Origin of the sequence: Allorhizobium pseudoryzae, assembly GCF_011046245.1 — a bacterium.
GTDB classification, from domain to species: Bacteria; Pseudomonadota; Alphaproteobacteria; order Rhizobiales; family Rhizobiaceae; genus Neorhizobium; species Neorhizobium pseudoryzae.
Window position 1 is genome coordinate 744,011 of sequence record NZ_CP049244.1, and the last position, 16,814, is coordinate 760,824.

19 protein-coding genes are annotated in these 16,814 nt (G+C 61.8%); 14 read left to right on the forward strand and 5 right to left on the reverse strand.

Annotated elements, in window-relative coordinates:
- Positions 1-4 precede the first annotated feature (4 nt).
- From G6N78_RS22310 to G6N78_RS22325, 4 genes are read left to right on the forward strand one after another with little or no spacing between them, the layout of a single operon-like run.
- Entirely contained in the window at positions 5-1,048 is a 1,044-nt protein-coding gene (locus G6N78_RS22310; RefSeq protein ID WP_165224087.1) for a UDP-glucuronic acid decarboxylase family protein, read from the forward strand.
- A 4-nt stretch (positions 1,049-1,052) separates the two neighbouring features.
- Complete coding sequence (locus tag G6N78_RS22315; RefSeq protein ID WP_165224090.1) at positions 1,053-1,805, forward strand: TIGR04290 family methyltransferase; 753 nt, start codon at positions 1,053-1,055, stop codon at positions 1,803-1,805.
- Positions 1,806-1,819: 14 nt separating this feature from the next.
- Positions 1,820-2,662, forward strand: coding sequence for a TIGR02587 family membrane protein (locus G6N78_RS22320; protein ID WP_234906015.1), 843 nt, complete (start codon positions 1,820-1,822; stop codon positions 2,660-2,662).
- Between the two features lie 26 nt (positions 2,663-2,688).
- Positions 2,689-3,105 (forward strand): TIGR02588 family protein, encoded by a 417-nt coding sequence (locus G6N78_RS22325; RefSeq protein WP_165224096.1) that lies wholly within the window; start codon positions 2,689-2,691, stop codon positions 3,103-3,105.
- Here G6N78_RS22325 and G6N78_RS22330 read toward each other — a convergent pair whose 3' ends face one another.
- Both G6N78_RS22330 and G6N78_RS22335 read right to left on the reverse strand, forming a co-directional pair.
- Entirely contained in the window at positions 3,106-3,444 is a 339-nt protein-coding gene (locus G6N78_RS22330) for a hypothetical protein (RefSeq protein ID WP_165224099.1), read from the reverse strand. It lies immediately after the preceding gene.
- Between the two features lie 24 nt (positions 3,445-3,468).
- Positions 3,469-4,368, reverse strand: coding sequence for a helix-turn-helix domain-containing protein (locus G6N78_RS22335; RefSeq protein WP_165224102.1), 900 nt, complete (start codon positions 4,366-4,368; stop codon positions 3,469-3,471).
- Between the two features lie 120 nt (positions 4,369-4,488).
- On the opposite strand from G6N78_RS22335, the gene pobA reads away from it, so the two are divergent.
- The 3 genes from pobA (at position 4,489) to G6N78_RS22350 (ending at position 8,063) form a co-directional block, all read left to right on the forward strand.
- Entirely contained in the window at positions 4,489-5,658 is a 1,170-nt protein-coding gene (pobA, locus tag G6N78_RS22340) for a 4-hydroxybenzoate 3-monooxygenase (RefSeq protein ID WP_165224105.1), read from the forward strand.
- Between the two features lie 150 nt (positions 5,659-5,808).
- Entirely contained in the window at positions 5,809-6,858 is a 1,050-nt protein-coding gene (locus G6N78_RS22345; RefSeq protein WP_165224108.1) for an NAD(P)-dependent alcohol dehydrogenase, read from the forward strand.
- A gap of 5 nt (positions 6,859-6,863) precedes the next feature.
- Entirely contained in the window at positions 6,864-8,063 is a 1,200-nt protein-coding gene (locus G6N78_RS22350) for an MFS transporter (protein ID WP_165224111.1), read from the forward strand.
- 10 nt (positions 8,064-8,073) lie between these two features.
- Here G6N78_RS22350 and pcaQ read toward each other — a convergent pair whose 3' ends face one another.
- Entirely contained in the window at positions 8,074-8,997 is a 924-nt protein-coding gene (pcaQ, locus tag G6N78_RS22355) for a pca operon transcription factor PcaQ (protein ID WP_165224113.1), read from the reverse strand.
- A gap of 92 nt (positions 8,998-9,089) precedes the next feature.
- Between pcaQ and pcaD the strand changes: the two genes are divergently transcribed.
- From pcaD to G6N78_RS22385, 6 genes are all read left to right on the forward strand, one after another.
- The gene (gene pcaD / locus G6N78_RS22360; RefSeq protein ID WP_165224115.1) at positions 9,090-9,887 is read left to right on the forward strand and encodes a 3-oxoadipate enol-lactonase; all 798 of its coding nucleotides are present in this window, start codon (positions 9,090-9,092) and stop codon (positions 9,885-9,887) included.
- 2 nt (positions 9,888-9,889) lie between these two features.
- Positions 9,890-10,309, forward strand: a complete 420-nt coding sequence (pcaC, locus tag G6N78_RS22365) for a 4-carboxymuconolactone decarboxylase (protein WP_165224117.1) — start codon at positions 9,890-9,892, stop codon at positions 10,307-10,309.
- The gene (pcaH, locus tag G6N78_RS22370; RefSeq protein ID WP_165224119.1) at positions 10,306-11,046 is read left to right on the forward strand and encodes a protocatechuate 3,4-dioxygenase subunit beta; all 741 of its coding nucleotides are present in this window, start codon (positions 10,306-10,308) and stop codon (positions 11,044-11,046) included. The genes pcaC and pcaH overlap by 4 nt, the downstream gene beginning before the upstream one ends.
- 2 nt (positions 11,047-11,048) lie before the next feature.
- The gene (gene pcaG, locus G6N78_RS22375; RefSeq protein WP_165224121.1) at positions 11,049-11,663 is read left to right on the forward strand and encodes a protocatechuate 3,4-dioxygenase subunit alpha; all 615 of its coding nucleotides are present in this window, start codon (positions 11,049-11,051) and stop codon (positions 11,661-11,663) included.
- A 6-nt stretch (positions 11,664-11,669) separates the two neighbouring features.
- Entirely contained in the window at positions 11,670-12,731 is a 1,062-nt protein-coding gene (locus G6N78_RS22380; RefSeq protein WP_165224123.1) for a 3-carboxy-cis,cis-muconate cycloisomerase, read from the forward strand.
- Positions 12,732-12,907: 176 nt separating this feature from the next.
- Positions 12,908-13,978 (forward strand): glycoside hydrolase family 25 protein, encoded by a 1,071-nt coding sequence (locus G6N78_RS22385; protein ID WP_165224125.1) that lies wholly within the window; start codon positions 12,908-12,910, stop codon positions 13,976-13,978.
- A gap of 27 nt (positions 13,979-14,005) precedes the next feature.
- On the opposite strand, the gene ocd is transcribed toward G6N78_RS22385, so the two are convergent.
- Positions 14,006-15,001 (reverse strand): ornithine cyclodeaminase, encoded by a 996-nt coding sequence (gene ocd / locus G6N78_RS22390; protein WP_234906095.1) that lies wholly within the window; start codon positions 14,999-15,001, stop codon positions 14,006-14,008.
- Positions 15,002-15,181: 180 nt separating this feature from the next.
- Between ocd and G6N78_RS22395 the strand changes: the two genes are divergently transcribed.
- Positions 15,182-15,628 (forward strand): Lrp/AsnC family transcriptional regulator, encoded by a 447-nt coding sequence (locus tag G6N78_RS22395; protein ID WP_165224129.1) that lies wholly within the window; start codon positions 15,182-15,184, stop codon positions 15,626-15,628.
- Here the strand turns inward: G6N78_RS22395 and G6N78_RS22400 are convergent.
- Complete coding sequence (locus G6N78_RS22400; protein WP_165224131.1) at positions 15,625-16,746, reverse strand: RHE_PE00001 family protein; 1,122 nt, start codon at positions 16,744-16,746, stop codon at positions 15,625-15,627. The genes G6N78_RS22395 and G6N78_RS22400 overlap by 4 nt on opposite strands.
- Between the last annotated feature and the right edge of the window lie 68 nt (positions 16,747-16,814).

Sequence of the window (16,814 nt, forward strand, 5' to 3'; positions counted from 1 at the left end):
ACCGATGCTGCAAAGAACCGATCGCGGGAAAAAGAAGACTATCCTCGTTGCCGGCGGCGCCGGTTTCGTCGGCTCGCATCTGTGCGACGCGCTGCTGTCACGCGGGCACCGCGTGCTGTGCGTCGATTCCTACCTGACCGGTTCGAAGGCCAATGTTCTGCCGCTGCAGAACCACCCGCGGTTTCGAATGATCGAAGCCGATATCTGCGAGCTGCACGACATCGACGAACCGGTGGACGAGATCTACAACCTCGCCTGCGCCGCGTCGCCGCCGCAGTACCAGGCCGATCCCGTGCACACGATGATGACCTGCGTTCTCGGCACCGGCAATCTGCTGTTCCTCGCCGAACGCCACTCTGCCGCCTTCCTGCAGGCCTCGACCAGCGAGGTCTACGGCGACCCGGAGGAGCATCCGCAGCGTGAGGATTACCGCGGCAATGTCAGTTGCACCGGTCCCCGCGCCTGTTACGACGAAGGAAAGCGCGCCGCCGAAGCGCTCTGCTTCGACATGCTGAGAACGTCGCGTGTCGATGTGCGCGTGGTACGCATCTTCAACACCTATGGCCCCCGCATGGCACCCGATGACGGGCGCATCGTCTCCAACCTCATCGTGCAGGCGCTGTCCGGCGAACCGCTGACCATCTACGGCACCGGCGAGCAGACGCGTTCGTTCTGCTTCGTCAGCGATCTGGTCGCCGGCCTGATCCGGCTGATGGAGGTCGATCCGAATCCGGGCCATCCGGTGAATATCGGCAACCCGGGCGAGTTCACCATCAACCAGCTGGCGGAAATGGTGCTGTCGATGGTGCCGACGGCGTCCCGCATCGTCTACCATCCGCTGCCGAAGGACGATCCGCAACGCCGGCGTCCGGATATCGACAAGGCCAAGGAACTTTTGGGCTGGGAACCGCGTGTGCCGCTGTCCGAAGGCCTGCGCCAGACGGTCGATTATTTCATGTCCGTCGTGCCGGGCGAGCGCCCGCCCCGGCACACCGCCACGGCTCCGGCCAAGGAGCCGCAGACCAGCCCTCTGCCGATGGGAGCCTGACCTCATGGATGCATCCAGAATGCCGCCGGCCGAACTGCGCCGACGGATCGAAGAACTCGGACCCTGGTTCCAGAACATGCGCATCGGCGGGGTGGAAACCGCGCCGGAGCATTTCCTGGGCGATTATCCTGCCTTCAAGTGGAAAGGGTTTCAGCATGTGATTCCCGAGGATCTCGAAGGACGCAGCGTGCTGGATGTCGGCTGCAATGCCGGCTTCTATTCGCTGGAAATGAAACGCCGCAATGCCGGCCGCGTCGTGGGGATCGATACCGATCCCCGCTACCTCGCGCAGGCGCGCTTTGCCGCCGAGCAGAACGGCCTTGAGATCGAGTTCCGGCAGATGTCGGTCTATCAGGTACCGCAGCTCAAGGAGCGCTTCGACCTCGTCCTGTTCATGGGCGTCCTCTACCACCTGCGTCATCCACTCCTGGCGCTCGATCTGCTCTGGGATCATTCGGTTGGCCAGGACATGCTGTTCCAGTGCCTGCAGCGCGGCGACGAACGCATTCCGGATCTTTCCGAGAACTACGACTTCTCCGAATGGGCGATGTTCGACCAGCCGGATTATCCAAAGCTCTTCTTCGTGGAGGAGCGATACGCGTCCGATCCGACGAACTGGTTCATTCCCAACACCGCCGCCATGGAAGCCATGCTGCGCTCCTCCGGCTTCGAAATCACCGCGCATCCGGAGCGGGAAGTCTACCTGCTGAAACGCGGCATGCGGCACTATGCGGTGGAACCCGCTCCCTGCGGCTGATGCAGGAGGCGGCGATGACGGCCACAGCCAAGGCAGACCACCGGCAATTCGCCATCGGTCTGCTGCGCGGCGCGGGTGGCGCGCTGATCTTCGGCATTCCGATGCTGATGACGATGGAGCTGTGGTTCATCGGCTTTTACATGCCGCGCGAACGGCTGTTCCTGCTGCTTCTGGTGAATATTCCGCTTCTGGTGGCGCTTGCACGCCGCATCGGCTTCGAGAACACCTTCAGCTGGCGGGAGGCGGTGCGCGACGCGATGATCGCCTATGCGCTGGCCATCCTGACCTCCGGTCTGGTCCTCGTGCTGTTCGGCGTGCTGACAATTGACCTGCCGTTCCGCGAATGGGTGGGAAAGATCGCGCTGCAATCGGTTCCCGCCAGCATCGGTGCCATGCTCGGGCGCAGCCAGTTGGCTGAGACGGATGAGGACGAGAATGACGGGGAAAAGGACGGTCCCATGGCCACCGGTTATGCCGGAGAACTGTTCATGATGGCGGTCGGATCTCTTTTTCTTTGCCTCAACGTGGCGCCGACGGAGGAGATCATCCTGATTTCGTTCAAGATGTCGCCGTGGCACAGCCTTGTCGCGGTCGCTGCCTCGATCATGATCATGCACGGCTTCGTCTATGCCGTTTCCTTCCGCGGGACCCACCAGCTGAACGAGCATACGCCAAGCTGGCACGCGCTCGTACGCTTCACCTTTCCGGGCTACATCGTCGCCAGCCTGATCAGCCTTTATGTGCTGTGGACCTTCGGGCGACTGGATGACACGTCCTGGACACAGGTGCTGATGTCGATGGTGGTGCTGAACGTGCCCGGTTCGCTGGGCGCTGCCGCCGCCCGCCTGATCCTGTGACAAAACCGGCGTCTGAGGATGTTGCCATGACCATCACCAACAGCACTTCAAAACGGCAGATGGAGCCAGAACAGGGCCACTGGATCGAATGGACGACCGGTGTCGTCTCGATCCTTCTCGTGCTGGCGCTGGTCGGTTTTATCGGCTGGGAGGCCCTGACGAAGAACGACGAGACACCGGAGCTCACTGTCCACGTCGCCGACATCGCCCAAAAGGGCGAGGTGTACGTCGTGCGGCTTGAGTTGGACAACCGGTCACCCGCGACCGCGGCAGCCGTGCGGGTGACCGGGTCCGTCACAGCCGCCGACGGAACGGCGGAGGTTTCGGAGACGACCTTCGACTATGCGCCAGCGGAATCAACGACCAAAGGCGGGCTTCTCTTCAGGCAGAATCCGCTCGCCGGTCGCCTGGAGGTTCGGGCAACCGGTTATACGGAACCCTGATCAGCCGGGGACGCGGCCAAGCTCCGGAAACTTCTGCCGTGCCACGTCGATGGACGGGCAGATGATGTCGCTGGCGCCGAGCGTCACGGAGATATTGTCGCTGACGTCCAGCTCTCCATCGAAGGTGACCGGCAGTCGCTCGCCGCCCTGGCGGATCAAGGTTCCGTCGTGGGTGAAACCCTGGGCCAGCAGCCAGTCACGCGGGGCCATCACGCTGATCTTGATGCGCACCGCATCGTCATGTTCGCGCATGGCTACCAGCTTGTAGCCGACATCCGACTGGCCGCCCGCCACTTCCAGCTTTCCATGGCTTGCGGCTTCCTGCAGGTGTTCGCTCATCGGGATACTCCGGTTGAAGACGTGTTACCCGTTAACCGATCCCTCGCCCTCTTTGTTCCGCAGCTTGGCCCGCTCGCCCTCCCGATAGCTGCGGGGCGTCATGCCGGTTCGCTTGCGAAAGCAGCGGGAGAAATAGGCCGCGTCGGAAAATCCAAGGTTCTCCGCGATGTGCTGGATACTGTAATCGGTGAAGACGAGCGCACGGCGAGCCTCGTCCATCGATCGCTCCATGATGAGATCATGCGTGCTCATGCCGGTGACCTGGCGGGTGCTGCGGTTGAGATGCGTGGCCGAAAGCCCCAGCAGGCGGGCATAGGTCTCCACGGTCAGTTGTTCCCGGTGATGTCGCGCAATCAGGTCCTTCAACTGGCGAACGCGCTTTAGATGCAGGTCCGGCAGTTGCGCTTCCGGGCCGGGCGCGATTTCGCGGCCCAGCATCAGGATGACCGTTGCGATATGCGCCTCCAGCATCTCCTCGCGCGCCGGCCGTTCACCGTCATATTCCTCGGCAATGCGCAGAAACGTCTCCTGCAGATAATCTGCCGCCTTGCCCATCTGTCCCAGCGACACGACGACCGGATTGGGAAACCACGGAGCATCGCCGGAAAGTCCCCGCCCCGCCCCCAGCTCGGGAACCAGCGTGATGACAAATCCGTCGATGTCCGGAGAAAAGCGGAAGCCGTGCACCGGGCCCGGCGGAATGACGATCACGCAGGGCGGTTTCAGCACCACCGTGGCCGCGGGCAGCAGCGCGTCGCCGGAGCCGTCGCGAATGTACAGGAACTGCAGAAAGCTCTCATGCCGGTGCAGGCCGATTTCCCAACGATATCCGCTGCTGCGTGCCGCAATGGTTTCACAATGCACCCAGAATTCCCGCTGAAGACCGGTTTCCTCGCCGTAAAGGTTATATGTCGGAACGTTCACGTCATTCGCCTCCTCCGGCACGCATGTTCGATTTGTCCTAGATCTGGATGGAAAAGTCCATTGTTCCGGCGCCTCGGATCGGCGAGCTTCCTGACAAAGTGCAATTCCTGGGAGGATCTCATGCGCACCCAAGTTCTGATTATCGGCTCCGGCCCGTCCGGTCTCCTGCTCGGCCAGTTGCTGACCAAGGCCGGCATCGACAACATCATCCTCGATCGTGTGTCGAAGGATTATATCCTCGGCCGCGTCCGCGCCGGCGTTCTGGAATGGGGAACCGTCGGTCTGCTCGAAGAGGCCGGCGCCGGCGCCCGCATGCATGCCGAAGGCCTGCCGCATGACGGCTATTCGCTTGCCTTCGACGGGCGCGACCACCGCATCGATCTCCATCAACTGACCGGCAAGCGCGTCATGGTCTATGGCCAGACGGAGGTGACCAGCGACCTGATGGACGTGCGCGAGGCCTCCGGGGCCCGGACGATCTACGAGGCCGGCAATGTCACCCCGCATGATTTCGACGGCGCTCAGCCTTACGTCGCCTACGAGAAGGACGGCGTCACACATCGCATCGATTGCGATTTCATCGCCGGCTGCGACGGCTTCCATGGGGCAAGCCGCAAATCCGTGCCGGAACAGTCGATCAAGACCTTCGAGAAGATCTACCCCTTCGGCTGGCTCGGCGTGCTTGCGGATATCCCGCCCGTCAACCACGAACTGATCTATGCCAATCATCCGCGCGGCTTTGCGCTCTGCTCCATGCGCTCGGAAACCCGCAGCCGTTACTATGTGCAGTGCTCGCTGGAGGACAAGGTCGAGGACTGGTCGGACGAGCGCTTCTTTGACGAGCTTCGCCGGCGCCTGCCGCAGCACCATGCGGAGGCCATGGTGGTTGGCCCGTCCTTCGAAAAATCGATCGCGCCGTTGCGTTCCTTTGTTGCCGAGCCCATGCGTTTCGGCTCACTGTTCCTGGTCGGGGATGCGGCCCACATCGTGCCGCCGACCGGTGCCAAGGGTCTCAATCTGGCAGCTAGCGACGTCTTCTACCTCTTCGAAGGCCTGCGCGAACATTACGCGGACAAGTCGATGGCCGGCATTGATGCCTATTCGGAACGGGCGCTGAAGCGCGTGTGGAAATCGGTGCGCTTCTCCTGGTCGATGACGACGCTGATGCACCGGTTCCCCGATACGGGCGATTTCGGCCAGAAGATCCAGGAAGCGGAGCTCGATTATCTGACCCATTCGACGGCCGCCTCCACCGCCATGGCGGAAAACTACGTCGGTCTGCCCTACTGATCGGCCGCCTGCAAAGACCCGCCGGAGGATCGTGCAAGAAATCCGGCGGATCGAACAAACCGATCCTGTGCCCGATGCGTTATGGAAGGTGCTGCTCCCCTTCGTTGGAGCAGCACTCCATTTTCTTCAAACGATCGGAAGGTCATCACCATGGCTATTGCACGAGGCTATGCGGCGACGGATGCGTCGAAACCGCTTGAGTTCTTTACCTTCGAGCGCCGTGAGCCGCGCGAGGACGATGTCGTCATCGCCATCGAATATTGCGGCGTCTGCCACTCCGACATCCACCAGGCCCGCAACGAGTGGGGCAATTCCCGGTTCCCGATGGTTCCGGGCCACGAGATTGCCGGCACCGTGACGGCCGTCGGCTCCAACGTCTCCACGTTCAAGGTCGGCGACCGCGTCGGCGTCGGCTGCTTCGTCGATTCCTGCGTCCATTGCCAGACACGCGACGTCGACAACGAACAGTATATGCCGGGTCTGGTGCAGACCTACAACGACGTGGAAGCCGACGGCGAGACCCCGACCTATGGCGGCTATTCGGACTCCATCGTCGTCAAGGAAGGATACGTCCTCTCCATCCCGGACAACCTGCCGCTCGACAAGGCAGCCCCGCTGCTCTGCGCCGGCATCACGCTCTATTCGCCGCTCGCACACTGGAAGGCCGGTCCCGGCAAGAAGGTGGCGATCGTCGGCATGGGTGGCCTTGGCCACATGGGCGTGCAGATCGGTTCGGCGATGGGCGCGGATGTCACCGTTCTCAGCCAGTCATTGTCCAAGAAGGACGACGGTCTGAAGTTCGGCGCGAAGGATTATTTCGCCACCTCGGACGCGGAAACCTTCAAGACCCTGGCCGGCACCTTCGACCTCATCATCTGCACCGTCAGCGCCGGCATCGACTGGAACGCCTATCTCGGCCTCCTGAAGGTGGATGGCACCATGGTCCTGGTGGGTGCGCCGGAAAATCCGGTTCCGGTCCATGCCTTCTCCCTGATCCCCGGCCGCCGCAGCCTCGCCGGCTCGATGATCGGCTCGATCAAGGAAACCCAGGAGATGCTCGATTTCTGCGGCAAGCACAACATCACCGCCGAAATCGAAGTCATCGACATCAAGGACATCAACGCGGCCTATGAGCGTGTCATCAAGAGCGATGTGCGCTATCGCTTCGTGATCGACATGAAGACATTGCCGAAGGCCTGAAGACGATGACAGATCAACGCCGGGAGGCGACCGAAATTTTGTCCGAAGGTCCCTCCACGGCCTTGATCACCACCATCGCGTTGGCGGCGGGAGCGCTCGTCGCCAACATTTATTATGCCCAGCCGCTGGTGGCCGAAATCGCGGCGGAACTCGGCATCAACGCCGACCTCGCCGGCGCGCTGACCAGCACGACGCAGATCGGCTACGGCATCGGCCTGTTCTTCCTCGTTTCACTGGCAGACCGGGTGGAAAACAAGCGGCTGGTGCTTGTCACGCTGACGATCACCATGCTCGGTCTTCTCGGCATGGCGTCTGCAACCGCCGTTGTTCCGTTTGTCATCGCCTCCTTTCTGATCGGCGTCTGTTCCACCGGCGCGCAGGTGTTGATCCCGCTCGTCGCGCATCTGGTGCCGCTTCATCGCCGCGGTCGGGTGGTGGGCAATGTAATGGGTGCCGTGCTGACCGGCATCATGCTGGCAAGACCGGTCTCCCTTTTCGTCGCGGCAAGCTTCGGCTGGCGGAGTGTGTTCGTCCTTTCGGCAGGATTGATGGCGATGATCGGTGTTTCGCTCGCCGTCATGCTGCCGCGCCAGATGCCGCAGACGACGATGACCTATCCGCAGATCCTGTCCTCAATGAAGGATCTGATCCGCGACACCCCTGTGCTGCGCTGGCGATCCATCTACCAGGCGATCATCTTCTGCGCCTTCAACTTGTTCTGGACGGCCATTCCCTTTGCGCTGTCGGAGCATTTCGGGCTGAACCAACACCAGATCGGGCTTTTCGCCCTGGCGGGCGCCGGCGGCGCCTTGGCGGCACCGGTGGTCGGACGGCTGGCAGACCGCGGGCTTGGAACACTGCTGTCCGCCATCGCCATGGTCGGGCTTGCCTTCTTTTTCGCCGTCAGCGGCTATGCGGTCATGGCCGGCGCGCTGGTTCTCGCGGTCCTGTGCGCGGTGCTCATTGATGCGGCGGTGCAGGCGAACCAGATCGTCAGCCAGCGGATCATCTTTGCGATTGCGCCCGAAAAACGTGGACGGCTCAACGCCATCTACATGACCTCCGCCTTTATCGGAGGGGCGATCGGCTCGACACTCGGCACGCTCACCTATCATCTCGGCGGCTGGAGCGGGACCGCTGCGGCCGGGTCGGCATTGGGGCTTCTGGGCCTTGCTTTGTTCGCCATCGAACACCGCAACCGCTGACGTTTGGACCTCAGCCGGCGGCCGTCACTTCCGAGGCCGCCTGGCGGATCGTCTGCATCAGGATCGACAGCGGCAGCGAGGGCGGCGCATCGGTGCGCAAGGTCAGCCCCACCGGGCCCTTCGTTTCACCGGTATCGATCGGCAGGCTGGCCAACAGGCCATCGGCGATGTCACCGGCCACGACGCCACTCGAAATGATCCAGATCGCATCGCTTGACCGGACGAAGGCCCGCCCGAAGGAATCGGAGACCGTTTCCACCTGTGTCGGCAGGGTGGCAACGCCATTGGCGATCAGGAACTGTTCGACGAAGGGCCGGATGATCGAACCGCGCGTTGGCATCAGGACCGGGTAATCGCCCAGTCCGTTGAACACCGAGCCGCCGGCGAGCAGCGGATGGCCGGCGCGCACGACGAACAGCACCTTTTCCGAATAGAGATGTTCGAAGGAGAAGCCGGTCATCTTTTCCGGCGCCGCGAGCCGCCCGACGACGAGATCGAGATCTCCCATCCGCAACTGTTCCAGCAGAACGGCGTTTTCGCCCGTCACGATCTTGATGCGGCTGCGTGTCTCCTCTTCTAGAAACAGAGCCATGGCGCGCGGCATGATGCGGGTCGAAACCGTTGGCAGCGCGCCGATCCGCACCGGCGGGACATTGTCCAGGAGTTCCTGCGAGACGGAATCGATACCCTGGCGCAGCGCCGTCAGCGAGGCCGCGGCGTGACGGAGGAACACATCGCCAGGGCGGGTAATGCGAATGCCGCGTCCTTCCCGCTCAAAGAGCAGAACGCCGAGAACCTCTTCCAACTCGCGGATCGTTTTCGTCACGGCCGGTTGGCTGATATTCAGGCGATCGGCGGCCTTGACCACGCTGCCCTGTCTCGCCACTTCGACAAAGGTTTGCAAGTGTCGATATTTTACCCGGGAGCCGATCAAGATTCATAACCCATAAGTTAATACAACACGTTCTAAATGTCATTTTACCTAACCATTTTTGAGATGCAATAAGTGTCGCGGAGGAGTTCATCATGAGATTTGCACACGTCGGCGATGTGGTGCTGAGCCATGACATCTATGGTCAAGGCTCCGGCAAGCCCGCCATCGTCCTCATCAATTCACTCGGCACGGATCGACGGATCTGGGATCAGGTCGTCGCCGATCTGGAACAGGACTTCACCGTCCTCACCTTCGATAAGCGGGGCCACGGCCTCTCCGATCTCGGCACCCCGCCCTACCGGATCGAGGACTTTTCCGGCGATCTAGCCGGGCTGATCGATCATTACGGACTGAAGAACGTCATCATCTGCGGCCTTTCGGTCGGCGGCCTGATCGCGCTCAGCCTCTACGAGAAGCGCCCGGATCTGGTGCGCGCCATCATCTTCTCAGACACTGCCCACAAGATCGGCACGCCCGATTTCTGGAAGGCGCGGATCGATGCGGTGATGGAGGGCGGTATCGAGAGCATTCTCGAGCCGATCATGTCGCGCTGGTTCACCCCACCCTATCGCTCGGCCGACAATGCCGATTACCGTGGCTACTGCACCATGCTGGTGCGCCAGCCAAAGCTTGGCTATGCCGGCACCTGCGCCGCCATCCGTGACGCGGACTTCACCCATGTCGCGCAAAACCTCGACGTGCCGGCGCTGTGCATCGTCGGCGACCAGGACGGTTCCACCCCGCCGGAGCTTGTGAAGTCGCTTGCCGATCTCATCCCCGGGAGCCAGTTCCAGGTGATCGAGGGCGCTGCCCACATCCCCTGCGTCGAGACGCCTGCAGCGTTTCTGACCCATCTTCGCACCTTCATTGACACCCTGCCTGGAGAATGACCATGGCTGATCAAACCGTCTCCTCTGAACGTTTTCGTCAGGGCATGGAGACCCGTCGCTCGGTGCTGGGCGACGCGCATGTCAACCGAGCCGTTGCCAATGAGAGCCCGTTCGACCGGCCCTTCCAGGAACTGATCACGGAAGGCGCCTGGGGCACCGTCTGGTCCAGACCCCATTTTACGAAGCGCGAGCGGTCCATCGTGACCATCGCCCTTCTTGCCGCCCTCGGCCAGGACGAGGAGGTGGCGATGCATATTCGTGCCACGGCGAATACCGGCGCGACGAAGGACGACATCTGCGAAGCCCTTCTTCACGTCGCCATCTATGCCGGAGTTCCGGCAGCCAACCATGCGTTCAAGATCGCAAAATCAGTCTATGCCGGGATGGAGACATCATCGGTTACTGAGGAGGACACGAAATGAAGAACACACTGCCTGAAACAGGCGGCTTCTTTGCCCGTGATCGGGCCATGCATCCGCCAGCCTATACCCCCGGCTACAAGACTTCGGTGCTGCGCTCGCCCCAGCGCGCCCTGATCTCGCTGGAAGGCACGAAGAGCGAAATCACCGGCCCGGTCTTTGGGCACAACATCATCAACGAATTCGACAACGATCTGATCGTCAATTACGCAAAGCCTGGCGAAATGGCGATCGGTCAGCGTATCCTCGTTCACGGTCGGATCCTGGATGAACGCGGCCAAGGCGTTGCCGGTGCGCTGGTCGAGTTCTGGCAGGCCAATGCCGGCGGGCGCTACCGCCACAAGAAGGAAACCTATCTCGCGCCGCTCGACCCGAACTTCGGCGGTTTCGGCCGCTGCGTCACGGATGAGAATGGCTATTACTGGTTCCGCACCATCAAGCCCGGTCCCTATCCCTGGCCGAACGGCGTGAATGACTGGCGTCCGGCGCATATCCATTTTTCCGTCTTCGGCCATGGTTTCGCCCAGCGCCTGATCACCCAGATGTATTTCGAGGGCGATCCGCTGATCTGGATTTGTCCCATCGTCAAGACCATTCCGGATGAAGAGGCCATCAAGCGGCTGATCGCGCCGCTCGACATGAACAATACGATCCCGATGGACATGCGCGCCTACAAGTTCGACATTGTGCTGCGCGGTCGCCGCTCGACCCTGTTCGAGAACCGCAAGGAGGGCAACTGATCATGGTTCGGCCATTGAACTACCTGAAGGAATCGCCCTCCCAAACGGCAGGTCCTTACGTGCATATCGGTTGCACACCGAACTTTACCGGCATCCACGGCGTCTACGAGACGGATCTCGGGTCCGGCCCGCTCTGCAATGATAAGACGCGAGGAGAGAGAATTACCATCAAAGGTACAGTTATCGACGGGTCCGGCACACCGCTGAGAGACGCGATGGTGGAGATCTGGCAGGCGGATGCCGACGGGTTCTACAACAGTCCCTCGGAAACCCGCGGGACCGCCGACCCGAACTTCTTCGGGTGGGGACGCTGCCCGGCCGACATGGTGACCGGCGAATTCGTTTTCGAAACCATCAAGCCCGGGCGTGTCCCGCATCGGGGCCAGTGGATGGCGCCGCATGTGACGCTCTGGATCGTCGCGCGCGGCATCAATATCGGTCTGCAGACGCGCATGTACTTCTCCGATGAAGAGGCGGCCAATGCGGAAGATCCCATCCTGAAACGGATCGAACATCGCGTGCGCGTTCCCACCCTGATCGGCAAGCGCGAAGGTGATGTCGTGACCTTCGACATCCACCTGCAGGGTGAAAACGAAACCGTCTTTTTCGATATCTGAGCTGGCATGACCATATCCGCCTTCGAACATCCCTACCTGTCCGGTCTGCTTGGCGACGAGGAGACCGGGGCGCTGTTTGCCGCGCAGGCGGATATTCGTGCCATGCTCTCCTTCGAACGGGCGCTTGCGCTTGCCGAAGCGGAAGAAGGCGTCATTCCCTCGGCTGCGGCCAACCGCATAGCCGAGGTCTGCCACAGTTTCAGGCCGGACATCCCTGGCCTGAGACAAGGCGTTGCCAAGGATGGCATTGTGGCAGCCGAACTGGTGAAGCAGTTGCGTGCGGCCGTCGGCGGCGAAGAAGCCCAGTTCGTCCATTATGGCGCCACCAGCCAGGACGTGATCGACACCAGCCTGATGCTGCGGATGAAAGGCGTCCTTGCGCTCTTCCTCGCACGACTGAGCGAATTGCAGTCCGAGTTCGACCGTCTGCAGCAGACGTTCGGCCCGCGTGTTCTGATGGGACATACACGGATGCAGGCGGCCATTTCGATCACGGTGGCCGACCGGCTTTCGTCCTGGTCCGCCCCGCTTGAGCGCGATCAACAGCGACTGAAGGCGCTGACGGACGACGGACTTCCCGTCCAGTTCGGCGGAGCTGCCGGAACTCTCGACAAATTGCCGGAAAAAGGCGCTGCGGTGCGCGCGCGTCTTGCCGCCCATCTGGGTCTTGCAGATGCCGTCCAATGGCACAGCCAGCGCGACCGGATCGTTGCGATTGCCGATGTCCTGTCGATGATCAGCGGTTCACTCGGCAAGATCGGCCAGGATGTCGCTCTGCTGGCGCAGATGGGCGGTGAGATCCGCCTGTCGGGTGGCGGTGGATCCTCGGCCATGGCGCACAAACAAAATCCGGTCGTTGCCGAAGCCCTTGTGTCTCTCGCCCGCTTCAATGCCGTACAGGTCTCCGGCATGCATCAGTCGCTGGTGCATGAACAGGAAAGGTCTGGCGCCGCCTGGACGCTGGAATGGATGCTTCTGCCCGGGATCACGATGGCAACCGGTGCCTCGCTGCGGCTTTCGCATGATCTCCTGTCGAAGATCCAGTCGCTTGGGCGCGATCCCGAATAGGCGGGCAGGGACTGAACCGTACACCCACAGCGCGGAAATTTCAGATACTGCTAAAAAGACGAGGCATCGCGCTACGCGGTAAAGCTTGCATTTAGAATTTTCCGGTAATGCTCTGTTAGCAATGTCGCAAGGTGGCGGTTCGCCATCCAAGTCCCGCTGACTGAGTACCGGTGTTCATGCGTAACAAACTTCTCCTCCCTATCGTCCTTGGCTGCCTGGTGATGGCGGGTTGCCGATCGAGCGGCCCGGAAGAAGCCCTGAACATTGCCCCCTCTCAGGAAATCACCAGCGCCGTTTCGCCGATGACACCGCCGGCTGCCATCGCGCAGGTCATGCCGCAGGCAGCCCCGCAGGTGCAAGCGCAAGAGACGGTTCCAACGCCGCAGGCACATGAACTGGCCTGGGCAGGCTCTGCACCGGCTCCCCAGTCCTTCGCGACGAACACGACGCAGAACGGCATGCCGCTTCCAAGCGTCCGGCCGGTTGCCATGATGGTGCCGAGCCAGCCGGAAGCCTTCAATCCCAACATCAAGCGCGGACGGGTGTTCAGCCAACGTTTTCGCGACGCGAAACCGATGAACTTCGGCCGCGTCACGCCGCAGCATCATCCGGTGCATGGGGTGGATGTCTCGCGCTGGCAGGGTGAGATCGACTGGCCAAAACTGCGCACGCAGGGCGCCAACTTTGCCTACATTAAATCGACGGACGGCGGCGACCATATCGACCCGATGTTCCAGACCAATTGGCGCCGCGCCAAGGAAGCCGGCGTGAAGCGGGGCGCCTATCACTTCTTCTACTGGTGCCGCGTGGCAAGCGAGCAGGCTGCCTGGTTCATCCGCAACGTTCCGAATGATCCGGATGCGCTGCCGCCGGTGATCGATGTCGAGTACAATCATCTTTCGGATTGCAAGCGCCGCCTCTCGCCGGAAAAGATCCGCGAGAAGATGCAGGTCTTCATGGACATTCTGGAGAAGCATTACGGCAAGCGTCCGGTGATCTACACCGCTCCGGATTTCTACAAGGACAATCTGCAGGGCGCCTTCCTCGATTATCCCTTCTGGCTACGCTCCGTCGCCGCCCATCCCTCCAAGATCTATCCCGGCCGCCGCTGGCTGTTCTGGCAGTATTCCGGGTCCGGCTTGTCGCAGGGCGTCGATGAAAAGATCGACCTCAACGTCTTCGCGGGCACCGAGGAACAGTGGCACCGCTGGTCGGAATCGAACGCATCGCGCGTCGCCAGCCGCTAAGCTGGCGCGTCCGGCGGCTGGCCGGGCTCAGGGCTTTGCCCGGAGCAGCATGCCAAAGAGATCGCGCGAATCGTCCGGATCGGCAATGATATCCAGCCACTGGAAGAGATCCGTGCCGGCAACGCGCGCCCGCACGTAACGCAGAGCGGAAAAATCCTCGATCGCGAAACCGACGCTGTCGAACAGCGTGATCTGCCGTTCGTCCCTGCGCCCTTCGGCGGTACCGGTCACCACCTTCCAAAGTTCCGTGATCGGATAGGTCTTCGGCATCTGCTGGATCTCGCCCTCGACCCAGGTCTGCGGCGGATATTCGACAAAGGTGTCGGCACGCTCCAGGATGCCCGGATGCAATTCCGTCTTGCCGGGGCAATCCCCGCCGATCGCGTTGATGTGCACGCCGGCACCGATCATGTTGTCGGTCAGGATCGTCGCGTACTGTTTGTCGGCGGTGGAGGTCGTGATGATGTCCGCACCCTCGATTGCGCTTTCAGCCGAGCGGCAGGGCGTGAGGTGCAGACCTGAGCCCGTAAGGTTGCGGCAGGCTTTCTCCGTCGCGCGGCTGTCGATGTCGTAAAGCCGGATATGCGTGATACCGAGAACGGCCTTCATGGCCAGTGCCTGGAATTCCGATTGTGCACCGTTGCCGATGATCGCCATGGTGCGCGCGCCCTTCGGCGCCAGATGCCGCGCCGCCATCGCCGAGGTTGCGGCCGTGCGAAGCGCCGTCAGAAGCGTCATTTCCGTCAGCAGCACGGGGTAGCCGGTCGCGACATCCGCCAGCAACCCGAATGCGGTCACCGTCTGAAGGCCCTTCGTCAGATTTTTCGGATGACCGTTGACGTATTTGAAACTGTAGACCTCGCCATCGGAGGTCGGCATCAGTTCGATGACCCCATCGCGGGAATGGGAGCCGACCCGCGGCGTCTTGTCAAAAATCTCCCAGCGGCGAAAATCGGCTTCGATTTCGTCGGCCAGTTCCACCAGCATGCGCTCCACGCCGATGTGATGGACGAGCCGCATCATGTTTTCGACACTGACAAACGGGACAAGCGCCTTGGATGACGGGGGGTGCAGCACGGGGATCTCCTCATTCCTGGAACGACGAGCCTAACCGTCCTGCCGCATGCTATGAAGCCCCGATTCTGTGTTGTTTCCGCCGGGAACTTGGGCAGAATGTACAACGGGATTGGGCGGATTGACGACATGACAGTGACCGAAAGCAGCCTCTACAGACCGGACGACCTGGACAGACGCATCATCGCGCATCTGCGCATCGATGGGCGTGCCTCGCTCTCCAAGCTGTCAGATGTCCTCGGCGTGGCGCGTGGCACCGTTCAGAACCGTCTGGACCGGCTGATGGACACCGGCATCCTGATCGGCTTTACCGTGCGCGTGCGAGCGGATCTCGACGAGGACAGCGTCAGTGCGATCACGATGATCGAGGTGGTCGGCAAATCGACCGATCGCGTTATTCGCAAACTGCGTGGCATGCCGGAAATTCACACGCTGCACACAACCAACGGCAACTGGGATCTGATTGCCCATATCCGTACCGATAGTCTCGGCGAGTTCGACCGGGTGCTGCGCGATATCCGGATGATCGAAGGCGTGTCCAATAGCGAGACCAGCCTTCTGCTGAGCAGCGTCTAGAGAACGCCCCAGGCGCGGTAACGCCCCCTGCCCGTCAACTCCCGCAACCCAAGTTCCTCGACGATCCGCAAAGCGGCCCGCGGCGTCACGTTCAGCGTTTCCGCCACCATGCCCGTGGACACAAGCGGCCGTGCCATCACTAGATCGACGAGTTCCGGCAAACGCGATGTGGTGCGCCTCCCGACAAGCCGCCGCTCCATCAACTCCCGCGCCAGCAGCAGACGGTCGTGATCCTTCAGGCCCTGCTCGCCGGTCAGGATCAGTCCCTGCAGCATGGCCATCAGGCGGACATCGCGCTGCCGATGCCTGCGTCGTTCCACGGCCACCGCCTTCAGGCCCAGATTGAACGTGGTCAGATGGCTGCCGGTGGTGACCCCACATTGGCGAAGACAGGCACCGAACAACAGACGCCCCAGCCAGGGCGCATGCTGAAGGACGCCGATCTCGTTCCAGGCATCGAGCAGAAGGATAGCCTGGAGAACCGGCGGGTAATCTTCGACGCCATTGACGACCGCCAGCCATTCGTCCATCCGCTGCTCTTCGTCCCACTCGGGATCGTAAACCAGCGACGCTTTCTCCTCGTCATACCGACGGCCATGCTGACGCGCCGCGGCCATCACCGTTTCCGACCGGGCAAGCAGGGCGTCCATCGCGGCCAGCTCTTTTGCGAGCGGATCATCCTGTAGGTCGTCCGGCTCCTCCCGGGCTTCGACGAATTCTCGGGGCGCTTCGCTCAATCCCTTTGTTTCCAGCGATGGGTCCTCGGCACGTCCCTCTCCGCCCTTGAGCGTCCGCAGGCCTGCCGGTGTCAATGCCCAGTCAGGCGGATGCGAGGCGATGCGTCGGCGGGTGCGCAGCACTTCGCGGGCAATGGTCAGTTCATGCGAAGGAGCCCGGATATCGTGTCCTGCATCGTGCAGAACGAGATCCTCCAGATGTGCCAGATCTCCGTCCACCCAGAGCGAGGCGCAGGCGTCCGAAAAATGACTTCTCTGGAGAAAGCCCTCTCCCACCGGGGAATTGGCCAGCCGCTCATCGAGCCGAATAATCGCTGCCTCTGCCCGCGAGAGCGGTGAGAGGAGTGTCTGCAGGGGAAGACGATCGAGATTGTAAGTCATTGGTGAATCAATAGCTGATTCATGATAAGGACACTAGCGGCGCATTAGCGTCCGCCACATGGTATGAA

Coding starts and splice junctions, on each gene's coding strand:
- G6N78_RS22325 (WP_165224096.1), top strand. CDS start 2,689: ATGACCATCACCAACAGCACTTCAAAACGGCAGATGGAGCCAGAACAG.
- G6N78_RS22345 (WP_165224108.1), top strand. CDS start 5,809: ATGGCTATTGCACGAGGCTATGCGGCGACGGATGCGTCGAAACCGCTT.
- pcaD (WP_165224115.1), top strand. CDS start 9,090: ATGAGATTTGCACACGTCGGCGATGTGGTGCTGAGCCATGACATCTAT.
- G6N78_RS22395 (WP_165224129.1), top strand. CDS start 15,182: ATGACAGTGACCGAAAGCAGCCTCTACAGACCGGACGACCTGGACAGA.
- pcaH (WP_165224119.1), top strand. CDS start 10,306: ATGAAGAACACACTGCCTGAAACAGGCGGCTTCTTTGCCCGTGATCGG.
- G6N78_RS22330 (WP_165224099.1), bottom strand. CDS start 3,444: ATGAGCGAACACCTGCAGGAAGCCGCAAGCCATGGAAAGCTGGAAGTG.
- G6N78_RS22310 (WP_165224087.1), top strand. CDS start 5: ATGCTGCAAAGAACCGATCGCGGGAAAAAGAAGACTATCCTCGTTGCC.
- G6N78_RS22320 (WP_234906015.1), top strand. CDS start 1,820: ATGACGGCCACAGCCAAGGCAGACCACCGGCAATTCGCCATCGGTCTG.
- G6N78_RS22350 (WP_165224111.1), top strand. CDS start 6,864: ATGACAGATCAACGCCGGGAGGCGACCGAAATTTTGTCCGAAGGTCCC.
- ocd (WP_234906095.1), bottom strand. CDS start 15,001: ATGATGCGGCTCGTCCATCACATCGGCGTGGAGCGCATGCTGGTGGAA.
- G6N78_RS22315 (WP_165224090.1), top strand. CDS start 1,053: ATGGATGCATCCAGAATGCCGCCGGCCGAACTGCGCCGACGGATCGAA.
- pcaG (WP_165224121.1), top strand. CDS start 11,049: ATGGTTCGGCCATTGAACTACCTGAAGGAATCGCCCTCCCAAACGGCA.
- pcaC (WP_165224117.1), top strand. CDS start 9,890: ATGGCTGATCAAACCGTCTCCTCTGAACGTTTTCGTCAGGGCATGGAG.
- G6N78_RS22380 (WP_165224123.1), top strand. CDS start 11,670: ATGACCATATCCGCCTTCGAACATCCCTACCTGTCCGGTCTGCTTGGC.
- G6N78_RS22385 (WP_165224125.1), top strand. CDS start 12,908: ATGCGTAACAAACTTCTCCTCCCTATCGTCCTTGGCTGCCTGGTGATG.
- G6N78_RS22400 (WP_165224131.1), bottom strand. CDS start 16,746: ATGACTTACAATCTCGATCGTCTTCCCCTGCAGACACTCCTCTCACCG.
- pobA (WP_165224105.1), top strand. CDS start 4,489: ATGCGCACCCAAGTTCTGATTATCGGCTCCGGCCCGTCCGGTCTCCTG.